The organism is Candidatus Avelusimicrobium fimicolum (assembly GCF_021632165.1).
Taxonomy (GTDB): Bacteria; Elusimicrobiota; Elusimicrobia; order Elusimicrobiales; family Elusimicrobiaceae; genus Avelusimicrobium; species Avelusimicrobium fimicola.
On sequence record NZ_JAJWTS010000019.1, the window covers coordinates 1 to 22,023 of the forward strand.

The following is a 22,023-nucleotide window of genomic DNA, read 5'->3' on the forward strand; positions in this document are numbered from 1 at the left end:
AAAAGAAACAATATAATAAAAAAGAAAAAGAAAAGAATTTGCCGAAAGGCACGACACGGCAAAGGCAACGGCAACATCAAACAACAACGGCGCAAGGCTTCGCCCCCGTGGTGTCGCTTCGCTCCACTAGGGGGCAACGGGAAACGACCGCAGTAGCGGCTCGTAACGCACTCAATGCGGTACGCACCTAACAACCCCTACGACAGAACGACATCTCTGCACGGCCCGCCAAGCGTGGTAGTAGTAACACCAACCCTGCGGTGCGCACCTGTACTTACAATTATTTATCGTTTGACTTTTTCTGCTTTTTTTGATATGCTTTACTTATATTTACATAGTGGAGGAACTATGAGAACCACAAAGAAGTTTTTAGTTTGCGAAAATTGCGGTAAGGAATTAACGGATAACTCTCTGCCCTATTGCCACAAATGCTTGGTTAGATTAGCACAATGGGGCGATAATAACACGAAAAGCAGAATTTACAACCTTACCCATAGAGAGGAAAGGAAACAGTACAGAAACGGGTGGCAACAGAAGAATAAGGATGCCGTTCTAGCCTATAACAAAGAGTATTACCACAGGAATAAGGAACTTATGAAAGAAAAAGCAAAAGAGTGGCGGAAGAATAACGCGGAAAAGATGAGAGAATATCGTAAGAAGTATTACGAAAAAAACAAGGATAAAAACAGAGAAGCGCAAAAACGCTATCAGGCAAACCATAAGGACAAGGTGGCAGAATACCAAAAACGGTATTACGAAAAGAATAAGGAAAAACTTGCCGAATACCAACGCAATTACCGTAAGTCCAATACGGATAAGTTTAATGCTTATTGGCGGAAGTATAGACAAGAACATAAGGACCAGATGTCGGTGTATCACAAGAATTATTATGAGAAAAACAAAGAACACCGCCTCGCTTATCTTAAAGAGTACAGAGCAAAAAAGAAAGCGGAGCGTATAACCAATGCGGAAACAAAGGAAAGCCTAAAAGCCCGTATTAAAGAGTTAGAACAGCAACTGGCTATGACTATGCCAAAAGAGCAGAAAAATGCGTTGTAGGTCATTTTGGACACATTAACGAAAGGGATAGAAATAATCAAAGAACGAAAAGAGCAAGGGGTTAGAATTTTTTTCCCAAAAATTTTTTCAGTTTGACTTTTCTTTCTTTTCGTTCTATAATTATTTACGGAGTAGGTATGAAACTTAACGAAAAATCAAAAGCACTTGTGGGTAGAAAAAGAAAAGCACCTGCACCAGCAAGACTGGCTATGCCACTCACGCTGTCTAAAAACAGCGACGATATCCTAGGCCAAGTCTATGCGGCGTTGGGTGGAGTGCAAGGCTCGGTTATCTATTGGCGTAATCACGAAGCAGATTTCCGCAACCAAGTGGAAACGAAATTCTTTACCAAGCAGGTTATGAAAGAAGCCGCACAGGTTCAAGGTCAAGAGGTGGCAAAGAACATCTTTCAAGTGTTTATCCAAAACAACGGACTGGCTAAAAAAGACGAACTTGCTGACGGGCACTCCATACTTTCCAATGCGGTAGATGAAGCCGAGGTGGTGGAAGATGAGTAGTTTCTTTTACTGCGTTCTTGATGCCGCTTTCGTCTTGTCTTGCTTTTTTGTAGCGGCTTATTTCTTTGCGGAGGTGGATAAATGATTGGGTTAATTATTGAGTGGGTACTTTTCTCTTTTATTGCAATTCTTTTTGTTTTGTATTTAAGTAGTTTCTTCTTATTTCATATATACTCTGATAGATGTAGCGAAGAAGAAACAAAACGGTTTCTTACACTTGTGAGAAGAAACCGAGGGGAATATAATGGATTTTAGATTACCTAGTTCCAAAGACGAATATCCTGCTATTATTAGCGCGTTAAGCAAATACTCGCAAGAAGAACAGAGAGTCATTATGGCGGAAATAGGCCGAAAGGATTTGTTTTTCTTTGTGGTATATATTCTTAACCGCAAGGACTTGTTTACTGATTGGCACTTTTCCCGTATGAGGGAAGTACAGGAACAGCCTGACGGTATGCTGGATTTGTGGTTTCGCGGTTCAGGGAAAACCTCTATTATTACCCACGGTATGACAATTTGGAACATTATGCAGGACCCCGAAATCACTATCGGTATCTGCTCTTGGTCGCGTCGTGCGGCTATTGACATTGTAAAGGCTATTAAGACAGAGTTGGAAAGTAACGAGTTATTAAAAGAATTATACCCTGATGTCCTGTATGAAAACCCAGACACACAATCTGTACGTTGGACAGAAGAAAAAGGTTTGGTAGTAAAGCGCACCGGCACGAAGCGTGAAGCGACGGTAGAGGGCACAGGGCTTGATACACAGGCTACGGGCCGGCATTGGGATATAATTGTGTACGACGATATTGTGTCCGTAAATAACGTAACCTCAAACGAAGTTATCCAAAACACAACCAATGCGTTGCTTACTTCATTTAACTTGGTAAGCCGAAACGGAAAGAAGCGGTTTATCGGTACTCGTTATCATACCGTAGATACTTACGATTATTTGATTAAGAACAAAATTGTGAAACCGCGTATCTATCCTGCGACGATAGACGGCACACCAGACGGTGAACCTTGCGAAATCATAACGAAAGAGCAGTTGGAAGAAAAGCGGCACGAAATGACTCCGTTCATTTTTAGTGCACAGATGTTGCTTAATCCTGTTAGCGACGACGAGAGAAGGTTTAATCCGCAGTTATTCCAGTATTACGATAAGACTTCACTTGACAAACTAACCAAAAATGTGTATATTACGGTTGACGCGGCAACAAGTAAGAAGAAGGGAAGCGACTATTCCGCGTTAGCGGTAATGGCAGTAGATGCGTTAGATAATGTCTATTTAGTAGATTTGGTAAAAGACAAATTAAATTTAGACGAACGCAAGAAAAAGTTATTTGAATTAGTATTAAAGTATAAGCCGTTGGTAGTAGGGTATGAACGGTATGCGTTAATGGCAGATACGGACTATATCCGCAAATGCCAAGAAACGGAAAACATACGGTTCCCCATTGTAGAACTTGGTGGCAAGTTAAGTAAGATAGAGCGTGTGGACAGATTTGTCCCGACATTTAGCAACCGCAAGTTTTACATACCCGAGAGTTTGGAGTACAGGGATTACGAGGGTAAGAGCCACGACTTAATACAAGAATTGAAATACGAGATGATAAACTTCCCGAAAGGACACGACGATTGCATAGACGCGATATCTCGTATAAAAGACCCCGAGTTAGGAGTAATCACTCCTAATGCGGCGGGAGCAAACAGCGGAGTGCAAGAGTTTGCTAAATTTGAGTTTGAACTTTAAGGAGTAATTATGACAGGTTTGGCTATTGGAAGTATTATTGCCGCAGCGGCAGAAACCTATTCTGCTGTGGACCAACATCAGCAAGCAAAGAAACAGGAACGGGCGCAAAAAGAAGCGTTGCGTAAGCAAGAAGAAGAAGCGTTAAATAAGGGGAGCGAAGCCACGGCGATAAATGCGGAAGATAGCGATATGGAAGAAGCCAGAAAGCGGTTATTGCGTAAAGGCTTTTTAGGTTCGTTAAAGACTGGCGAAACTGGCCTTGGCACTCCTGCTCCTACGGCGGGTGTAGGTTTGAAAAGTTCACTTGGATAACTATGGATTTTAACAAATTAAAAAACAGATATGGTTCGTTAAAAGCGTACAGGGATTTATATATTCCCTTGTGGCAGGATATAAGCGAGAACTTAAATCCTACCTCTGGTTTTTTTGACAAAGACAAAGGCAAAAAGAAACGGACCATTGACTACAAGAAGTTTTTAGACAGCACCCCCCGCCAGGCGATATCCATATTATCGTCTGGTATGCAGAGCGGGATAACTTCCCCTTCCCGCTCTTGGTTTACCCTAGGCTTATCGTTAGGACTTCGTAATCTTCCCAATTCGGTAGATGTCTGGTTATCTAACATTAAACACTTGTTAGAAGATATTATGTCATCTTCTAACATTTATCAATGCTTGCACCAGATATACGAAGAAACTGCCACTTACGGAACAGGTTGTATGATTATTGACCGCGACTGGGACAATGTGGTTCACGCGACAACCTTTACTGCTGGGGAATATGTGTTAGGCAAGACGGTAAGTGCTAATATAGATACATTTGGCAGACAATTTGTAAAAACAGTAGGGGAGTTGGTTGGGGAATTTGGGTTAGAAAATGTAAGCAGAAACACTCGGCAGATGTATGAGAACGGAAAAATAGACGAAGAAGTCAATGTTTATCATATGATTATGCCGAACACAGGCAGAAACCCCGAAAAGGTAGATAACCAAAATATGCCTTTTATTTCTATTTATTGGGAAGAGTGTGGGGATAAGCCTTTGCGTGTAGGTGGTTACAAATTTTTCCCTGTAATTTGTCCGCGTTGGCGCGTTAAGTCGTCTAGCGACATTTACGGTATGGGAATTGGGCAAGAGGTTTTGGGCGATGTAAAGATGTTGCAGAAGATGAACCAAGAGAAGTTAATTGGTTTAGCAAAAATCACCCGCCCGCCGTTGCAAGTATCTTCCAATGTACCTGGTGTAGTAAACCTTAACCCCGACGGTATAACTCGTTTTAATGGCTCTACGGACCAAAGCATAATGCCTGTGTACAAAGTACAAATGGATATGCAGTCTTTGGAATATGCTATTGCCCAATGCGAGCAAAGAATTAACAAATCGTTTTATGTAGATATTTTCTCTATGTTGCAGACAATCACGCAAGAAAAGACGGCGCGTGAGGTGGAAGAATTGCATAGTGAAAAGTTAATGATGTTAGGTCCTATCTTTGAAATGTTCAAAATGGAAGTATTGGACAACCTGATTAACATTATTTTCCAATATGCGTTAGACGCGGGAATTGTACCCGAAGCACCTGCTGACATACAAGGGCAGGAGTTGAGTGTGGAATATGTGTCTATGGTAGCGCAAGCACAAAAGATGAGTGGTGTAAGTGCGACTAATCAATATCTTGGTGTATTGTTTAACTTGGCACAAGCCGACCAGAGCGTATTGGATAACATTAATTTTGATGTCGTGGCGCGTAAGACGGCGAAGATGATAGGAGTGGAGCCTGATATGTTAAACGACGAAAAGGTAGTATCTGCTATAAGAGAGCAGAGGGCGCAACAACAGGCCGCACTCGCCCAACAGCAACAGGCCGTGAACGAGTTGCAAATGGCGAAAGAGGCAAGCGACATTGAACTAAACAAGAATAGTGCCCTAGACAAAGCGATACAAGCGCAAGGTTTGGAATAATGGAATATAAATTGCACAAGAAATTAGTAAACGACTACCGCAGTTTGTTAAAGACTTCGGCGGGTCGTGCTGTGCTTTATCATATTATCCAATGCGGAGTGCCTGTGGAAGGCATATATCGTAGCGAAAGACCGCAGGACACGGCTTACAACTGTGGCAGGGCTATGGTAGCGGAAGTAGTAAAAACGCTCGTTAATGAAGCAGATAAGGCCGTTTATTGGCAAATGCAGAACGAGTGGCACAGTATGATAAAGTCTTTGGAAAAAGAACAATCGGAGGAAGAGTAATATGGCAGAAGAAACCAATACGGTGGTAACAACGGAACCGACGGCGAAACCGCAAGAACCAAAAGCGGTAGAGCCGTCGCCTGCTGAACCTACGCAGGCAACTACGGAACCTACGCAGACGACTGAACCTGTTAATACGGAAAATTTAGAGGGGTCTAACAAGAACCCTGAAAAAGGGAGTGATGCGGAACCAAAACCCAGCACGCCCGAAGTAGTGAAAGACGATGCCCAATTTAAATTGCCCGAGGGTATGAAATTAGACGAAGGGAAAATGAAATCGTTTATTTCGTTAGCGAAGGAATTTAAGTTGACGCAAGAGCAAGCCCAGAAACTTGTGGACTTTGATGCCGCGGGTATCAAAGCGAGCGAGGAGGCCTTTCATAAAATGCAAGAAGGCTGGAAAGCCGACACACTGAAAGAACTTGGCGAAAATGCCGAGCAGAAACTTGGTGAAGCGGTGCAAGCCTACAAACAATTCGGCGACGATGAGTTTGTAAAACTTATGAAAGATACTGGCTTGGAAAACCACCCTGCGGTGGTGCGTGTATTTCGCAACATTGGCAGTAAAATTGCTACGGACAAAACCGTTCCTGCTACCAGCAACGGTGTAAAGAGTAGTAAAACGGTACAAGAAATCTTATACGGAAACTAAAAAAGGAGTAAAAACTTATGGAAATTGTGGGTAATGAAGTATATACCTTGTTAGACCACGCCAAACAGTTTGGCCCCGACGGCGAAGAACTTGCCGTTGCCGAAGTATTATCCAAAGCGAACCCGATGATTGAGGACGCGTTGGTAATTGAGTCTAACTCTGACGCGGGTCATTTGACCGCTATTCGTACGGCTATTCCGCACGGAACGTGGCGCAGAGCGTACAAAGGTGTGCAACCTGTTAAAGACGGTTTGAAACAGGTTACGGAGTCCTTTGGTACGTTAGCCGCTGACAGCATTGTAGATAAACTGGTCGCTGAAAAAGGCGGAAAAGTTGCACAAGTGCGTATGGGGCAAGCCAAGTCCATTATGACTGGTATGGCCTATGATATGGGTAAAACCCTTATTGAAGGTTCCCAAAAGAAAGAAGAAGAGTCCTTTACTGGTCTTGCTTCCCGCTATAACAAAGTGGGTACTTTTGACTCCGAAGACTCTTCTCGCAACGTAGTGTCTGCTGGCGGTACGGGCAACGCCCTGTCGTCTATTTACTTTATCACTTGGGATAGCGATAAGGTATTTATGTTCTATCCGAAAGGCTCCAAGGCCGGTATTGAACATATTGACTATTCTGCTGGCAACAAATGCGTTTCTGTGGAAGACGGCAAGGGCGGTTCTTTCCCTGCTTACCACGACCATTTCCAATGGCAGGCTGGTTTGTGCGTTGCTGACTGGCGTTATGCTGGTCGTGTTTGCAATATTGCTGACATCACTACGGGCGACGATTTGCTCAAAGCGTTGGATGAACTTTGCAACCGCGTGAACATTGACGGCGGCGGCAAGGCTATCTTGTATATGAACAAGAAAGTTCGCTTCAAATTGCAACAGGCTTTGAACAAAAAAGGTAATGTGTACTACACGCCTGAAAAACCCGGACAGCCGTTGGTGCTGACCTATAACGGCTACCCCGTTCACGTTTGCGAATTTATCGGCAACGCGGAAGCCAAAGTGAACTAATAAGGAGCAAGAAAGACTATGTTAATGGATAACACTCTTGTATTCTCTGATGGACAGAAGATTACCGCAACTGCGGCTTCCACGAACAAAGTGGACCAGTTGGCGGCTGGCGATGCCTTTGCGGCCCTGTGGTTGGTTGTAAATGTGAAAGAAGCGTTTACGAAACTGACCTCGTTGGCTATCGGTATTGAAACTGATGACGACGCGTCCTTCGGTTCCAAAAAGGAATTGGCGGCTGTAACGGTAGCCTTGGCTGACCTGACGGCTGATGCCAATGTAGTGAAAATGCGCTTGCCGTTGGGTTGCAAACGCTATATTCGTTTGAACTATACTGTTACGGGTACTGATCCCGACGCAGGTAGTGTAAAAGCGTTCCTTACTCCAATGCCTCCGATTGACGTTGAATAAGGGAAAAACAAAAAAGGGGCGGTGTAAAAAGCCGCCCCTCTATCAAAGAGGATAAGATATGAACAAAAGCAAATTAGATATATGCAATATGGCGTTAGCGATTTTAGGACAAGTGGATATGTCCTCTTTGACAGAGGAAAACCAAAGAGCAAGACTTTGCAACCAGTATTATGATATTGTGCGGCAACAGTTGTTACGGGCGCACGATTGGTCTTTTGCGAAAGCAACTGCGAAACTGTCTTTGATTAGACAAGAAACGAACAAGGGAGTAATGGAGTTTGTATATAGCAAACCCGCTAACAGTTTGTTTATTACAAAGATTTACAACGAAGGACAGTTGGAAAAGGCGGGTCATTTTCGGTTAGAATATGATAATGTAAAGAAAGAAGAAGTGATACGGTCGCAAGTGGAATATGCGTTATGTGAGTACACTCGTGATATTGAAGAAACCTCTTTGTATGATAGCCAATTTGTTGAAGCGTTTTCGGCGGCATTAGCGGCTAAAATGGCGATGTCCTTAACTGGTTCTACGCAGTTGTATCAAATGGCGGTGCAGACCTATCAATATGCGCTAGACAATGCGAGATACACGAACAAGGTGGAACGGTTAGAAACGGCGGTGTTTGATAATCCTTATTTAACAGCGAGGGAATAAATGGCGGTATTACACCAATTACAACCAAGTTTTAACAACGGGGAAATATCCCCGTTGCTTTATGACAGAGTAGATTACCAAAAGTTTGTATCGTCTGTTAAGAGCGGTAAGAATATGTTTGTCCACGCGCAGGGTGGTATGAGCAACCGTGCGGGTACATTGATGTTAGCCCAAACGAAAGACTCGGTGGTGCGCCTTATTCCTTTTGAGTTCTCTAATACTGAAACTTATATGATAGAGTGCGGAAACAAATACTGTCGTTTCCATACTACAAACGGGTTGATAGTAAATACCGACGGCACACCGTATGAAATTGTTTCGCTTTTTACTACGGCAGATTTGGAAAACATACGGTTCTGCCAATCTGGTGATGTGATGTATTTGGCTTGGGGTGGCAAACCGCAAATGCTAATTCGGTACGGACATACGAACTGGGAAATAAAGGATTACGATTTTAAGAACGGGCCGTATGATGTAACGAAAGAAGAAAAGGTATATTTAAACAAAAAGACCGAGGACCATATTGTCTATGTGTTGTTAAACTTTGTAGGAAGAAAAGTAACGACGGAAGATGTAGGCAACCTATTCAAAGTAGAAGTAATGGTAAGTTCGCAAAACTTTGGTGGTCGTGTAACAAGTACGGAAGTCGCGGCGGAATTTAAGACACACAAATTTTTTGTTGTTGGTAGTTACTCATTAAAGACTAGCGGAACTTGGAGTGGTCGTTTTGTTTTGGAATATAGTGATGACGGAGAAACTTGGCAAACGCGGGAAGAATTTTCGTCGTACAACAATAGCAACAATTACGATTTCGCAGGTTCGTTTGAGGGAAACCCCTCTTTTGTGCGGTTAAACTTTGACGAGTTGGGTACTTATTCGGCAACTGGTTTAAACTTTTCTTTTAGAACTGACGCAACGGCCTACAACTTAAACCTCCGTGCGGTGGAAAAGGTTAGTGATTTTTCGTTAAAAGCGGAAACGATAGATGTGCCTGTTGATGTAATTGATTTCATTTCCAATGCGGGTTCATTAGTTCCTTACACTTTGCCTGTATTAACGAGCAACACTTCTAGTCCTGATATTAGTATTACAGGTAACGCAACTGATATTGTTAATGCGTGGAAGATGTTGGACGGTAATGACGCTACCTATATGGAAGCACGCGACGGGGACTCTGTTGTGGATATCTATTTCAAAACTCCTGTGGTTATGAGCGGGGTTAATTTATTCCTTTCTTATTATTTTCAAACACAGATTGCGCCAAACGACGCGAAAATCAGTTTGTCTATTTTAGTAAACAAACAATGGGTTTTTAAAGGTCATTTTATTGACGAAAAGCCTGTTAGAACAGGTTGGTACCCAATAAATTTTTCTGCCGTATTAGTAGAAGCGGTAAGAATTGAAGAACATAATAACGATAGTTATGGTGCAAAAATACTGTCATTAACCATAAACAATGCGAAAACGATACAAACACAACCTTCATACTTTGACTCTTTTGTAGGGTATTGGAAACCGCAAGTATATCCAACAGATGTAGAGTTGTACCAAGACAGGGTGGAGTGGTTTACCAATAACCATTTAGACGCTACGAAGATTAGTGATTATAACAACTTTGGGGTATCTACTGATGTAACAGATGATGACGCAATTAGCGTTATTATCAAAGACAAAAAGATTAACAAAATCAATACGGCTATTGCGGGAAACAAGTTGGTGGTGTTTACCGATAGCGGTAACTTTATTCATAATAACGATACCTTTACCCCGAATAGTGCAACCTTTTTGAAGCAAGGTTCTACTGGTGGTGCTAATGTAAAGCCTGTAATTGTACGGGATAACATCATTTATGTACACCCAATGAAACAGGCTATCAGCGACTATGCGTACAACTTTGAAACTGATGGTTATGCCGGACAGGACATTACTATCTTGGCAAACCATTTGTTTGAAAACAAAAAGATAAAGGAGTTGGCCTATCAGCAAGAGCCGTATTCTATTATCTGGGTATTGCAAGAGGAAGGAACTGTGCTTGCGTGTACCTATTTACGGCAACAACAGGTTATAGCGTGGACTCCAATGGACTTTGGTGGTAAAGTTATTTCCATTGGTGTATTGTCTGACGGCTCTAACCAAGAGTTGTACCTTGCGGTGCAGAGAAAGAACGGAACATTTGTAGAGAAAATGCCGACGCGGTTGCCTGTTGCTGACCCGAAAGACCGTTTCTTTGTTGATTGCGGTCGTACCTATCGTGGCGAACCTGCTACTGTCATAACAGGTTTGGAATATCTTAACGGCGAAACGGTAGTAGCGTTAGCCGACGGGTATGTAGTAAAGGACTTGGTAGTAGCCAATGGGCAGATAACCTTGCCCAATGCGGCGAGTGTAGTAACGGTAGGGTTGCCGTATGAGAGCGTGTTTGAAACACTGACCTTTGATGTGAACAACGGCGACGGTAGCAACCTCAATAGAAAGAAACGGGTAGTAGCGGTATCGGTGCGGTACTACAATTCGCGTGGTTCCAAGATTAGTGTGAACGGACACAGAGAAGTAAATATGTTAGAGCGCAAGACTTCTAATGACGATACCGACATTTCCTTGCGTAATGGTTTCTATCGTGAGATATTGCCTTCTTCGCACGACGAGCCGACGACAGTAAAGATAAGACAAGACGAGCCTTTGCCGATAACTATCATATCGGTTATCCCAGAATTGGAGTACGAGAGATGAGAACGAGAGAGATAAGGGAATTAGACTACTTGTATTTTGAGCGCAACGCCCGCAAGGGCGACATCGCGGAGTGCATAACGGTAAGCCCTACAATGTCTTTACGCGACCATATTCGTATTAGTAGGGAGCAAAGTATAGAGAGTTATGCTTTTGTAGATAACGAAGATAACCCTATTGCATTATATGGACTAATACAAAATAATAATCTTATGGTCATGTGGCTATTAACGACGACATTGGTAGAAAAGCATAAGTTATCGTTTATGAAAAAAGCGAAAAAAGAAGTCTATCGTTTTTTTGATAAATATGGTATATTGTGGTTAATAACGGACAGCAGATATGAGCAAGCGAGAAAACTTAATTTATGGTGTGGATTTAGAGAGTGGGGCGAGCCTGTCTTTATTAATGATGTTGAGTTTAGAATTTATTGCTTTGAAGGAAAGTGAAAATGGCAAAGAAAACTAATGCGGAAGTTCTAAAAGAAGCCAAGAGCAATTTTAATTGGAGTTTGGCTAGTGGTATAGCAAGTGGAGTTGCAAGCCTTGCTACGGGCGTTTTAGGCTATTCTACGGCTAAACGGTACGGTCGTATGCAACAGAGAGCGGCAGAAACGCAAGCGCGGCTTAACACTATTGCTACGGAACGGAATATCGGGTATCAAACGCGGCAGGCGGCTGACGCTATTGGGGATATCAAACGGCAAGGCCGGCAGGTGGTAGGTTCGCAATTAGCGGCTATGGCGGCTAGTGGTATGAGCACGGCTAGTGGTTCTGCCCAAGCGTTGCTAAAATCTACTGGTGTTTCTGTGGGCAGAGATGTATCTACGATACAGGCTAATTTGCAGAACTCTGCTTTTGAGCAACGGCGTGCTACTGCGATAGAGAATATTGGGTTGCAATACAAGGGGCAGACGGCGTATGCCGAAGCAAGACAACAGGCTAACGCTTCTCTTATCGGTGGTTTTCAGGGGTTAATGTCTGCGGCTACTTCGGTAGCGGACAAATGGCAGAAGTACCAAGATTTGAGAACGGAATATGAAACACCGAAAACAAATGCTTATTCGGCGGGGTTATTTAACTCGCGAAATGTGGATAAGAATTTAGGTTATCAATATGACGATTTGAACGGTAAGGGGTATTCTTATTTGTATGCTAGTGGGAAAGCAAATACCGTTCCTAATTTTTATGAGTTTGGTTTGAGAGGTCGTAAGAAATGAAGATACCGCAAAGACAGGACCAAGTGTCGTTAAATGCTCCGCAAACGGGAGCAGGCAGAGTGCCCGAACCGACAATGGAAGGTTTGGGAAGTTCTTATATTAAGACAATGGAAGGACTTTCCAAGTCTTTTAAGGACATTAGCGATTTGCAGTTTAAGTTATCTATTAATGCTACGCAAGGGCAGTTAGACAGATTTAACTTATATGCTACGCAACGCACGAAACAATATGAAAAGGAATTGTCTTTGGCGACCACACAGGAACAAATTAACGATTTGTTTACTAAATACAAGAAAGACATTGATGAGAACGGTGTAAATGCTTTGGGTGCTGATTTGTACAACGGTTGGTATAGCAGAGAGGGTGGGGAAAGAATTGCCACTGCGGAATATAGTGGCTCTTTGGCAAGCGCACAGTTGCAAATTGCTTTAAACAAACAGACAGTAGAGGACGCGGGCCGACAGTATAATGAGTTAGCCTTTACGGCAGGTACTCCCGAAGAAAGAGAAAAATATGTGAAAGAGTGGGAAGATATGTTAGACCGCTATGTTACCAACGGTACGATTAGTGAAGCGGAAAAACAAAATGTGCAGAGAGAGTGGAATTTGAATTTTACCCGTTCCTTGGTAATACAGGATATGGACTTACACCCCGAAAAGACGGCGAAAGCCTTGCGTGAAGATAAGAACTATGCTCCTATTCTAACAAGTGATGACCGCTTGCGGTATGCTATCCAAGCGGAAGAAGTTGCGAGCAGACGAAAGAACACGCAAGCGGACAGTAATGTAAAACTGTTAAAAGAAGTATGGTTGTCTTATTATAAGAGTGGGCAAGAACAGGGGCGCAATATTGCTTTGAACGCGTACAAAGATAGTGTGGAAACCAACAAAGACGCTAAAACTATTTTTGGTGCGATGTTTAAAAACTTGGGGATATCCGGGGTAGATGATATTTCCAATTTGGAATTAGAAGAATTTGCGCGTTGGGCCGATACTACGGTAAGAAATGCGGACCAAGAAACGGTTTCTCAATTTTGGGATAACCGCGTAAAACTTGATATCGGTTATAATGAACTGACGGCTTATGACGGTGGAAAGAAACACGCTGACTTAACTACTCTTGGGAAGTTCAAATACGGCGACAAAACCCCTAGTGATGTGGTAAATGCGTACAAGCAGAACTTGGCACAAAAGAATAATATTCAAATGGCAAGTATCATTGATAACTCTGCGGAAACGAGAAAGAAAGTGAACGCGCAACAGGAAACCTTGCTTGGTATCTATGTAAACGGGTTAGACAAAAAGTTCAAAGGTCCTGAACAATGGGAACAGAATATGTATAATTTCTTAAAGCCGTATTACAATGCTATCAAAGAAGATACTACTGGCGACGGCGATATTCAAATGCGTCGGTTTGTGCAGTATCTGTGGGAGCATTATGACCCGAAAGAATTGTTTGCAGATACTAGCAAAATTCCAATGAGTGCGATAGGTAACGCTATTGCTATGACATCTTTGCCGACAGACGAAAGTGTTTACAAAGTGTTTAGAGAAAACTTTTTGAAAAAGCAAAGCACGACAGGAACAAATGCGGGCGAAAGAAAAGATATTTTGGCAGGTGGACAAGGGGGAGTATTGGTATGGTAATTGAAACTAGCGGTGTGAAAATTAATTCTAACGACGAGGAATTGTCTAGTTTATCTGTTATGCCAACGGCGGTGGAAAGACAGGAAAAGTATGGCTACCAAGCCCCTCAATTTAGAGATGAGTTTTCTTATTCTTATGGTCGTTGGGAAAAACCGAAAGAGGAAGGTAGTGTATGGACTGCGCCGTTTCGTGGTGCGGTCTTTGGTACAGACCAATTAGTAACTGGCGGTTATAAGTTATGGGAAGTAGGTAGCAACACTTTTAAAGACGGTATGCGTGATATCTTCCGCTCCAAGAAATACGATTTTCTGTATGGCGAATTAGAGGGCCGTTTGCAAGAAGGCCTTATTTCGCAAGAGGATTACGACACCCAACGCGCTGATTTAGATAAACAGTTTTATGCAGATTTAGACGAAGCAAGCCAACGCGCCACCTTTGAAACGGAAGAAGCGAAAGCATTGGTTGACGCTATTAACAAGAATACAGAAAAGCGTATGAAAGACGCTTGGTATGCCAAAGGCAACAAAGACGGAGTTGTCTTTGATGTTTTTGCGGCGGCTCCTACAATGGTTGCGGCGGGTGGGGTTTTAGCCTTAACCAAGAACCCGATTTTGGCAGGTGCTACAATGGCGGCACTCTCTTCCACTTCCACTATGAGTGATGTGGTAGATAGCGAATTGCAGAACGGAAACACTTTACAGGGCGCGTTATCTACTGGTGCGGTAACAGGTGCGGCGGTAGGTTCGTTAGACGCTTTGGGCGGTGTTTCTATTATGAGTATGTTTCGCACTCCTGCGAAACGGCTTGCGTTTAATAACCGTTTGCTGAACGAAGTAATTAGTTGGGTTAGACAAGACAATGTTAGCACAAGTTTTAAGTCTTATTTAGGCCGCGTGGTATTGGGAGCGGGTGCGGAAGAATTTACAACGGAAAGTGTGCAAGACGCGTTACAGGCTAACCTGCCGCGTTTGCTTGGTAAAGGGGAAGAGTGGAAAGGCTTTTCCAACGAAATCGGCAGTTATTTGTATAGTGGTTTTATCGGTGCTTTGAGTGGTGGCTTGTTTGGTGGTACTGGTGCGGCCTTTTCTTATCGTGGCTTGCACAAGAGTTTGCAGAATTTTGCTATTGAGCATAAGGCTACCAAGGAAGAAGCGAATAACTTTGCGGACCAATTAACTCCTGCTCTTGCGGAAAAAGGGCAAGAGGTTTTGAAAGAGTACAAAGAGTATGCCCAAAACCAAGTGGCGGGGAAAGACAAATTAAACGAGTTAAGTGAAATTGATACCATTTTGAAAGGTGGTCTTACCGAACAGGAAGCACAAGAAATGGACCATATCTATTTGCAGAAACTTAACAAATTGCACCCCGAAAACCAAGAAACAAACGAGATTACGGCGCAACTGCTTACGCAGAAACAACAAATTGAAGCGGACTTGTTAGGGGTAAAAGCGGAAAATGTAGAGGTGGAAGTAACGGATAACAGCCAAGACATTTCTTCTAGTGATACCTATTTGCACGATGTGCAAGACGGACAAGTGCAAGGTGCAACCCCGAAAGACATTTCGTCTAAAATGATTTACTTGGTAAAGGGCGCAAGTGCGGAAACTATTTTGCACGAAGCGGCACACCAGTATCTTAATTCCGTATCAAAGGTGTTACAGAAAGCGCGTGTACGCGGTATGGTAAACCCGACGATTAGCGGTATTATTGATGTTATCGGGGAACCCGACGCGAACGGTATGTTTAGCACAGAGCAACAGGAAAAGTTTGCCAAGACCTTATCGGCTACTGTGTTAGCGCAAAAAGGAGTACCTGCTAACTTGGCAGGTGCGGTAAACGGTGCGAAGAAACTGGTAAACACTATCTACAAAGCGGCGGAAAAAGGTAACAAGACTACCGAAAGTTTGCAAGTAGCATATAGCAAAATCTTTGCGAAAGATATGGCAAAGACACCCGCTTGGGAACTGACGAAAGAGAGAGTGGAAAACTTAAAGACCGCGGCAGATACTTTAAAGAAAGGTGGCAAGGCTACCATTGAACAGATTAAGATGTTAGCGCAACTTATTAAATTTGGGCAAGGGTATATCCCTGCTTTTAATGCGGTAACCTTGCGTGAGTTTATTGACCGCACTCCTAACTATAATAACTTAACTGCGGTAGAAAAATTAGCCTTGTTAGAAGAAACAGGTTTTAAGTTTGAACGGAACGAAAAGTTATATCCTACGGCAGATAGTTTTGTTAAGTTTTTAGAAGCGAACGCGGAGGGAGTAGAGAGCAGAAACGCGGAGCAGATTAAGGCGCAAAAGGATAGATTTGAAAACTACAAGGCGGCCTATATGCACATTTTAGGTGGTACTCGTGTAGAAATTGCTAACCTTGCTTCTGCTATGAGAAAAATAACGCAAGCGGGGCTTGCGGTAGTTGCTCCCGAAAACTTGCGTAGCCTTAATAACAGTATCAATGCTTTGAGCAAAGCGGTAAAGTCTTTGGAAAAGAAAGCGATAACCGAAACTGAAAAAGCGAAGATGTCTGCTGAAAAGGTAGCGGAATATGAAAAAGAGGAACTAGCAAGAGAGCGCAAGACCACAAACCAAATAGCCGATTTTATTTTGCAGTTACAGGGTGCATTTAACCTTATAGGCGAAGATTTGGGTGGATTAGATACATTGGCTAGGAAAGCAAAAGAAAACGCTTCTAGTGGCAAAATTGACGAAATAAAAGAGTTTAACAGAACGGCTATTGCTTTGTTGCGTGATAAGGCCAATAAGTTCTTTTCCAAATACTATCAAAGTGCAACCTTTTTACAGGTAAACAAAATTGAACCGCCTATTGTTAGCGAAGGCAAACTGCTTGCCGAACTTACCAATGCGGTAACGAAAACCTATGATGTTACTGACCCGAACAATACGGCGAAAATGATTAAAGAGGTTTCCAAATCTTTGGTGGCTATGAAAGTACCGTTGGAAACCCGTTCTGCTATCTTGGAAGATTTGGTTAAGAATTATTCCAAATTGGCAACTGGGAACATAACCGAAATTGCAACAGGTATTATTAATCGTGTGAACGAAAATTATCAAACGCAAATGAAAGCGCGTATTGATAAGGCGATTAATGAAATCTTTACCGACGCAAAAAAAGGGAACTTTGATAACGATACCAATGTTGCTTTTAATTTTATTAACGATACTATTAAAGAATACAGAAAGTATTTGAAGAACCCGAAAAATTGGGACGCGGTAAACTATGAGTTTTGGCAGAGCCGTAAGAACTTTGATGAGGTTATTGCCAAAGACCCGACGGGGAAAGAGATTAGACTTAACAACGACCAAAAGCATTTTTTGGCTCGTTTGATAGACTACGAAACGGCCTTGGCTAATGCGAAAAAGAAAACCAAGAACCCCGATTTTCGCCCGTTATCTAACAATGAATTGATTTCTCTATATAGAGATATTCAAACCTTGGCAACTGTAACGGCTGATTATACAACGAAACTGCAAATGAAAGAAGAAGCGGAACTAAATGAGCAGGCTCATAACTTGGCTGAAATTGTTAGAAGCAGAAAAGTTATTCCTGTCATTACTCCTCTTGACAGACTTATCTTCGCAGGGCCGTTGGGTGGGTTCCGTTCCAATATGATTGCTATGTTTGGGCAAGAAGAGGCCAACAAGTTAGATGTTATCGTTGACGACAGAGGACGGAATATTGCTACCAAAAATATGATAGATGACCTCAATAAGACTATCAAAGATGAAGTCGGTTTTAATGTTTGGGGTTATCGTGGTAGATTAAATACCAGAGTACCGTTCAAAAATGCGACGGACAAAATCGGGTTGGTTCTAAAAGATTACACCAAAGGGCAGTTAATGCAGTTATATATGCTCTCTAAAAATGAATTGGGGGTAAGACATTTGAATAACCAATTTATTGAACTTGGGTACGAGCAAGGGAAAGCGGTAGTGGATTATATCATAAAACACCACGGCTTGTCTAAAATTGATATTGCTATTGCGGACAAAATGATGTCGCAGTTGGAAAGTATGTACCCCGATATTGCCGCAGTATATTTCCGCATTAACAAAGAACCTTTGGGCAGACAGGCTAACTATTGGCCTGTTAGAGTGAAAAAGGTTTCTATGGGCAAAGATGTTATCCAAGACGATATCACTATGTTTGAAGCCAAGCCGACGGAGCAAAAGGGGTTCCGCAATACACAAAAGCGTACCGGCCCTGCTATCGGTGATAAACTTATTTTAGATAACCCTATTGATACCTATACAACTTACTTGGAAAACGCAAACAAGTTTATTGCTATGACGGAAAAGATAAACCGCGTTAGCCAATTATTGCAGAACGAAGAATTGAAAACGGCTATTAGCGAAAAGTTTGGCGACGAGTTCTTAAAAGCCTTCCAACGCGATATTGAGTATATGCTTGGAGTTTCCTATACCGAACCTGCGACGCAAATGAGCAAACTGTTGAACGAGTTTGTTTCTAACTGGACTATTGGTAAATTGGGATTAAAGTTTTGGGTAGGCTTCAAACAGATACCTGCATTTATTGCCTATGCGGAAAAAATGCCGACAGGTGCGTTTTCTTCGTATCTCTTTACAATATTGCAAAACCCTAGCAAGATGTACAAGTATATGAAAACAAATTATCCTAGTTTTCTAAACCGCGCCCAAGGTGCGTTGCCTATGGCTTTCTTTGATAACAAGTCTTTGCTTATGGACACAATGCTTGGCGAAAACAAAACCTTGCGTGAGTTCCTTGGCGAACGGAATTTGGAAAAGGTAAGCCAAGGGGTTGTTTGGTTCAAAGATATAGCCACTACAAATATCCGCTGGGGCGATACTATTGCCGTTCTGTTAGGTGGTGGTTCGTATGTCTTGTATTTGCAAGATGTGATTAAAACAGACCCCGTAATGAGCAAATGGAGTAAGGCAAGACAGCAACAATTTATTGAAGAAAAACTTATTGAAGCCACCGAAACCACACAGCAGAGCGGTCTTATGTCTGCGCGTGGGCGGTTACAACGCGGTAACTCGGTATTAAAACGCGCTTTACTTTCCTTTTCTTCCGCACAAGCACAGTATGTGCGTAAGACAAGAGAAGCACTCTATCTGTATGCCAACGGGGAAATTAGCCGTGTAGATTTGTTTAAGCGTATTATTATCTATACGATATTAAACCCGTTAGCCTATGCCTTATTGTCGCAAACGAACTCTGTCATATCTGCTTTTAAAGGTTTGTTTGGCGGCGATGACGACGATAAGGAAGAAGTCTATCGTGGACTTATTAGACCTATGATAGAAAACATTACTGGTGCTTATGGTAGTATCGGGAATATTTTTCTTATGCCTGCTGACGCTATTGCGAAAAGAACAGGCCAAGCCGTATGGGGCGACGATAACTCTATTGAGCCTGGTATTTTGGGTGATATAAGAAAAGCCTTTGGTGAGTTATCCAAAGAGGATATTGATTGGAGTAACTTTGCGTTAGATACTTCCCAAGTTCTTACACCTGTACCTTTACAAACTAGTAAAAAAATGTTACAAGGTACAAAAGAGTTGTTTAATGACGAAGAAAGAGTTTTGGGTATTGCCAAAATTTTGGGTATTAGCGAAAATCAAATTAAGAAACTTTTAGAGGATAAATAATGAGCGTAACAAACACGAAAGCAAAATCTGTTTATAATGCTAATGGTACGACCACAGAGTGGAACTTAGGTTTCACTTATGACGATACCGTTAGTAATGTGCATATCTATATCGTTGACGCTAACGACAACGAAACGGAAGTAACAAACAACTATTCTATTTCCAACGGGGTACTTACCTATCCCACAACTGCTAGTGGGTTAGCACCGTTGGCAGAGGGAAATAAACTTGTTATTGTACGCGACACTCCGCGCACACAGGATATTGAACTAACCAGTAACGGAAAATTAGACGGCAAAGTTTTGGAAGGTGGTTATGATAAACTGACCTTGCAAGTACAGGAACTGACCGAACAGGTTAATAGAGCGGTAAAAATTCCTGTAACCGAAGATAGTGCAGATAACTTTTTAGACCCGATTACCGCTATTACCGAAGCAAAAAAAGAAGCGTTAGTGGAAATTGCACAGGCTACTACTCCTGCGGAAGTGGCGAAAGATACTGCGGTGGCAAAAGCACAGGTGGCTACCGAACAGGCTACTATTGCTACCAATGCGGCAACGAGTGCCAAGGCGGCACAGGTAGGAGCGGAACAGGCCGAACAGAACGCAACTGCACAAGCAGAAAAAGCAGAGAACGCCGTTATCGCTTATACCGAAGGGAGAGGTACAGCGGCAAATGCGGTCATTGACTTGGGTACTTTTGACGGAAAAACGAGTGTAACATCTAGCAGAATTATTGAGTTTAGCAATACGCCTATTGCTGTTTCTCTGCGGTTTAGCGATACTAATAAGAAGTTATGGATTAACGGTACTAACTCTACTGTTGGTATTGAAGTGGTAGATAACTCACATTGTAATTTATTCTACTCTATTGCAAGTGCTGACTTTGTAGGCCAGAACGCGGTAAAAGGGCCGTTCGTTGTACAGGCAATTATTCAATATCCGTTGTTAGAGAACGCGGCTACCGAAGAAATGTTAGGTGCGGTAAAACTTGCAACCAAGGCAGAAGCCGAAGCAGGTACTAACGATACCAAGGCTATGACACCGCTGAAAACAAAATACGCTATTGAAGCCAATGCAACGGTAAAAACGCTCCGCAACGATGTAGATGACCTCGGCGACCAAGTAGCCGCTATTGAGGGGAAAATCCCTGCGGAAGCAACTACGGCTAACCAGTTGGCTGATAAAGAATTTGTTACTACCATTACTGATGAACTGGCGGCTGATATTACTGCGCTAGATGCAGACGTACAAAAAATCAATTTAATTAAATGGGTACAAGCGTTGCCTGCTACTGGCGAAACGAAATACTTGTATGCTATTCCTAGAAACGAAGTAGATAAAGACGGAAAGAAAATTGTAGCGTTGTATCTCTGGGACGGCACGGAGTGGCGTGGAACAGGCGGTACTAGCATTGACCCCGGCACTAGCGAAGGCGACGGTATTAAGGGCGACTATTGCACTACCTATGGTATTATAGACGCACCTAATAGTATTTTAACGAACCCTAGTGGTATGGAAGTGATATTGAAGCAAGGTGTTGTTTTACAACTTGCGGGGCAAGATATTAAGACTACCATCTCTGGTGATATGGCACACACAATTACCTCTACGGCTGATTGTGATTTGTTCTATGTTAGCGGCACTACCTCTTTAATGGAAGTAGCACAAATTGTATGGAGTAGAATTGAACCTGATAACGGACAGGCGGGTGTGCTCGCTTGGTGGAACCCCGATAACAAGAAATGGAAATTTAAGTCCAACGATACTGGAAATGTCTGGGCCGAAGCAGTAGCAACCCCTGTGGCACATATCCATACCAATGGCACTACTATCACTCGTATAGACCATATTGGCTATCGTGTTTTAGATAATGAAGTATATGCGTTGAAAAGTGAAGTTACAAATCTACCACTTTTATCCTTCCAATGGTTTGAACATTTGCTTGAAAACATGTCCTGGCTACGAGCCGATACATTTTCTTGGCATAGTGGTGATAAATATACAGCAGCTTATAATAAATTGGTTGAAGAGTATAACAACAGCACGCAAGAAATAGTTATAGATAGACACTTAAATACAGATGTCGCAAATATAGTTGGGGATAGTGTAACCATAGATAATAATCAAGTTGCTAGCAATTTTAGCAATAACTCATATATTGAAATGCCAGGGATAAGTGAACCCACTAAATCTTGGGCCTTTTATTTTGATACCACTTTTGGTGTTTTTGTAGGTGGTAGTGCTAATTTTAGAACTATTTGTGGCTTTGAACATTCATGGACACGTCCGTCTGATGGAAATGTTATAACAGCCATGAGCTGTGTTATGGTAAAAGAGCAAATTAAGGTCTTCTTTGCGACGCCTATTTCTGCTAACACCTTATTAACAGTTGCTAATAAAATGCAGGCTACAGACCCTGTTACTATATACGTTGAACATTATTATGACGAGAACGCTTCTAATGGAAAT

General features: G+C 42.4%; 16 protein-coding genes and 1 pseudogene. All 17 read left to right on the top strand.

Going from position 1 to position 22,023, the window contains the following annotated elements; all coding sequences use genetic code 11:
• Positions 1-191 (top strand): hypothetical protein (locus tag ACQY2K_RS06865; protein WP_428041239.1); only part of this gene is annotated, 191 nt, incomplete at its 5' end.
• Between the two features lie 157 nt (positions 192-348).
• Positions 349-1,059 carry a hypothetical protein gene (locus ACQY2K_RS06870; protein ID WP_428041240.1) on the top strand — a complete coding sequence of 237 codons (711 nt, stop codon included), beginning with the start codon at positions 349-351 and terminating at the stop codon, positions 1,057-1,059.
• 137 nt (positions 1,060-1,196) lie between these two features.
• Positions 1,197-1,577 carry a hypothetical protein gene (locus tag ACQY2K_RS06875; RefSeq protein WP_428041241.1) on the top strand — a complete coding sequence of 127 codons (381 nt, stop codon included), beginning with the start codon at positions 1,197-1,199 and terminating at the stop codon, positions 1,575-1,577.
• A gap of 244 nt (positions 1,578-1,821) precedes the next feature.
• Complete coding sequence (locus ACQY2K_RS06880; protein WP_428041242.1) at positions 1,822-3,330, top strand: hypothetical protein; 1,509 nt, start codon at positions 1,822-1,824, stop codon at positions 3,328-3,330.
• Between the two features lie 9 nt (positions 3,331-3,339).
• Entirely contained in the window at positions 3,340-3,642 is a 303-nt protein-coding gene (locus ACQY2K_RS06885; protein ID WP_428041243.1) for a hypothetical protein, read from the top strand.
• Between the two features lie 2 nt (positions 3,643-3,644).
• Complete coding sequence (locus tag ACQY2K_RS06890; protein ID WP_428041244.1) at positions 3,645-5,288, top strand: portal protein; 1,644 nt, start codon at positions 3,645-3,647, stop codon at positions 5,286-5,288.
• Positions 5,288-5,575: a hypothetical protein gene (locus tag ACQY2K_RS06895; RefSeq protein ID WP_428041245.1), complete on the top strand. Its 288-nt coding sequence runs from the start codon at positions 5,288-5,290 to the stop codon at positions 5,573-5,575. The genes ACQY2K_RS06890 and ACQY2K_RS06895 overlap by 1 nt, the downstream gene beginning before the upstream one ends.
• A gap of 1 nt (position 5,576) precedes the next feature.
• Positions 5,577-6,227: a hypothetical protein gene (locus tag ACQY2K_RS06900; protein ID WP_428041246.1), complete on the top strand. Its 651-nt coding sequence runs from the start codon at positions 5,577-5,579 to the stop codon at positions 6,225-6,227.
• A 17-nt stretch (positions 6,228-6,244) separates the two neighbouring features.
• Positions 6,245-7,240 (top strand): major capsid protein, encoded by a 996-nt coding sequence (locus ACQY2K_RS06905; RefSeq protein ID WP_428041247.1) that lies wholly within the window; start codon positions 6,245-6,247, stop codon positions 7,238-7,240.
• Between the two features lie 18 nt (positions 7,241-7,258).
• Positions 7,259-7,648, top strand: a complete 390-nt coding sequence (locus ACQY2K_RS06910; RefSeq protein WP_428041248.1) for a Bbp16 family capsid cement protein — start codon at positions 7,259-7,261, stop codon at positions 7,646-7,648.
• A gap of 58 nt (positions 7,649-7,706) precedes the next feature.
• Positions 7,707-8,303 carry a hypothetical protein gene (locus tag ACQY2K_RS06915; RefSeq protein WP_428041249.1) on the top strand — a complete coding sequence of 199 codons (597 nt, stop codon included), beginning with the start codon at positions 7,707-7,709 and terminating at the stop codon, positions 8,301-8,303.
• Positions 8,304-11,033, top strand: a complete 2,730-nt coding sequence (locus ACQY2K_RS06920) for a hypothetical protein (protein WP_428041250.1) — start codon at positions 8,304-8,306, stop codon at positions 11,031-11,033.
• Between the two features lie 92 nt (positions 11,034-11,125).
• On the top strand, positions 11,126-11,479 hold the full coding sequence (locus ACQY2K_RS06925) for a hypothetical protein (protein ID WP_428041251.1): 354 nt from the start codon (positions 11,126-11,128) through the stop codon (positions 11,477-11,479).
• A 2-nt stretch (positions 11,480-11,481) separates the two neighbouring features.
• Complete coding sequence (locus ACQY2K_RS06930) at positions 11,482-12,249, top strand: hypothetical protein (protein ID WP_428041252.1); 768 nt, start codon at positions 11,482-11,484, stop codon at positions 12,247-12,249.
• Positions 12,246-13,895 (top strand): hypothetical protein, encoded by a 1,650-nt coding sequence (locus tag ACQY2K_RS06935; protein ID WP_428041253.1) that lies wholly within the window; start codon positions 12,246-12,248, stop codon positions 13,893-13,895. Before ACQY2K_RS06930 ends, ACQY2K_RS06935 begins: the two co-directional genes overlap by 4 nt.
• Positions 13,889-19,552 carry a hypothetical protein gene (locus ACQY2K_RS06940; protein WP_428041254.1) on the top strand — a complete coding sequence of 1,888 codons (5,664 nt, stop codon included), beginning with the start codon at positions 13,889-13,891 and terminating at the stop codon, positions 19,550-19,552. The genes ACQY2K_RS06935 and ACQY2K_RS06940 overlap by 7 nt, the downstream gene beginning before the upstream one ends.
• Positions 19,552-22,023: pseudogene (locus ACQY2K_RS06945) on the top strand (hypothetical protein); the annotation flags it as partial. The gene ACQY2K_RS06940 and the pseudogene ACQY2K_RS06945, both read left to right, overlap by 1 nt.

What these genes read in the sequence shown, in the direction of transcription:
- ACQY2K_RS06870 (WP_428041240.1), top strand. Translation starts at nt 349, where the DNA reads ATGAGAACCACAAAGAAGTTTTTAGTTTGCGAAAATTGCGGTAAGGAA.
- ACQY2K_RS06875 (WP_428041241.1), top strand. Translation starts at nt 1,197, where the DNA reads ATGAAACTTAACGAAAAATCAAAAGCACTTGTGGGTAGAAAAAGAAAA.
- ACQY2K_RS06880 (WP_428041242.1), top strand. Translation starts at nt 1,822, where the DNA reads ATGGATTTTAGATTACCTAGTTCCAAAGACGAATATCCTGCTATTATT.
- ACQY2K_RS06885 (WP_428041243.1), top strand. Translation starts at nt 3,340, where the DNA reads ATGACAGGTTTGGCTATTGGAAGTATTATTGCCGCAGCGGCAGAAACC.
- ACQY2K_RS06890 (WP_428041244.1), top strand. Translation starts at nt 3,645, where the DNA reads ATGGATTTTAACAAATTAAAAAACAGATATGGTTCGTTAAAAGCGTAC.
- ACQY2K_RS06895 (WP_428041245.1), top strand. Translation starts at nt 5,288, where the DNA reads ATGGAATATAAATTGCACAAGAAATTAGTAAACGACTACCGCAGTTTG.
- ACQY2K_RS06900 (WP_428041246.1), top strand. Translation starts at nt 5,577, where the DNA reads ATGGCAGAAGAAACCAATACGGTGGTAACAACGGAACCGACGGCGAAA.
- ACQY2K_RS06905 (WP_428041247.1), top strand. Translation starts at nt 6,245, where the DNA reads ATGGAAATTGTGGGTAATGAAGTATATACCTTGTTAGACCACGCCAAA.
- ACQY2K_RS06910 (WP_428041248.1), top strand. Translation starts at nt 7,259, where the DNA reads ATGTTAATGGATAACACTCTTGTATTCTCTGATGGACAGAAGATTACC.
- ACQY2K_RS06915 (WP_428041249.1), top strand. Translation starts at nt 7,707, where the DNA reads ATGAACAAAAGCAAATTAGATATATGCAATATGGCGTTAGCGATTTTA.
- ACQY2K_RS06920 (WP_428041250.1), top strand. Translation starts at nt 8,304, where the DNA reads ATGGCGGTATTACACCAATTACAACCAAGTTTTAACAACGGGGAAATA.
- ACQY2K_RS06925 (WP_428041251.1), top strand. Translation starts at nt 11,126, where the DNA reads ATGTCTTTACGCGACCATATTCGTATTAGTAGGGAGCAAAGTATAGAG.
- ACQY2K_RS06930 (WP_428041252.1), top strand. Translation starts at nt 11,482, where the DNA reads ATGGCAAAGAAAACTAATGCGGAAGTTCTAAAAGAAGCCAAGAGCAAT.
- ACQY2K_RS06935 (WP_428041253.1), top strand. Translation starts at nt 12,246, where the DNA reads ATGAAGATACCGCAAAGACAGGACCAAGTGTCGTTAAATGCTCCGCAA.
- ACQY2K_RS06940 (WP_428041254.1), top strand. Translation starts at nt 13,889, where the DNA reads ATGGTAATTGAAACTAGCGGTGTGAAAATTAATTCTAACGACGAGGAA.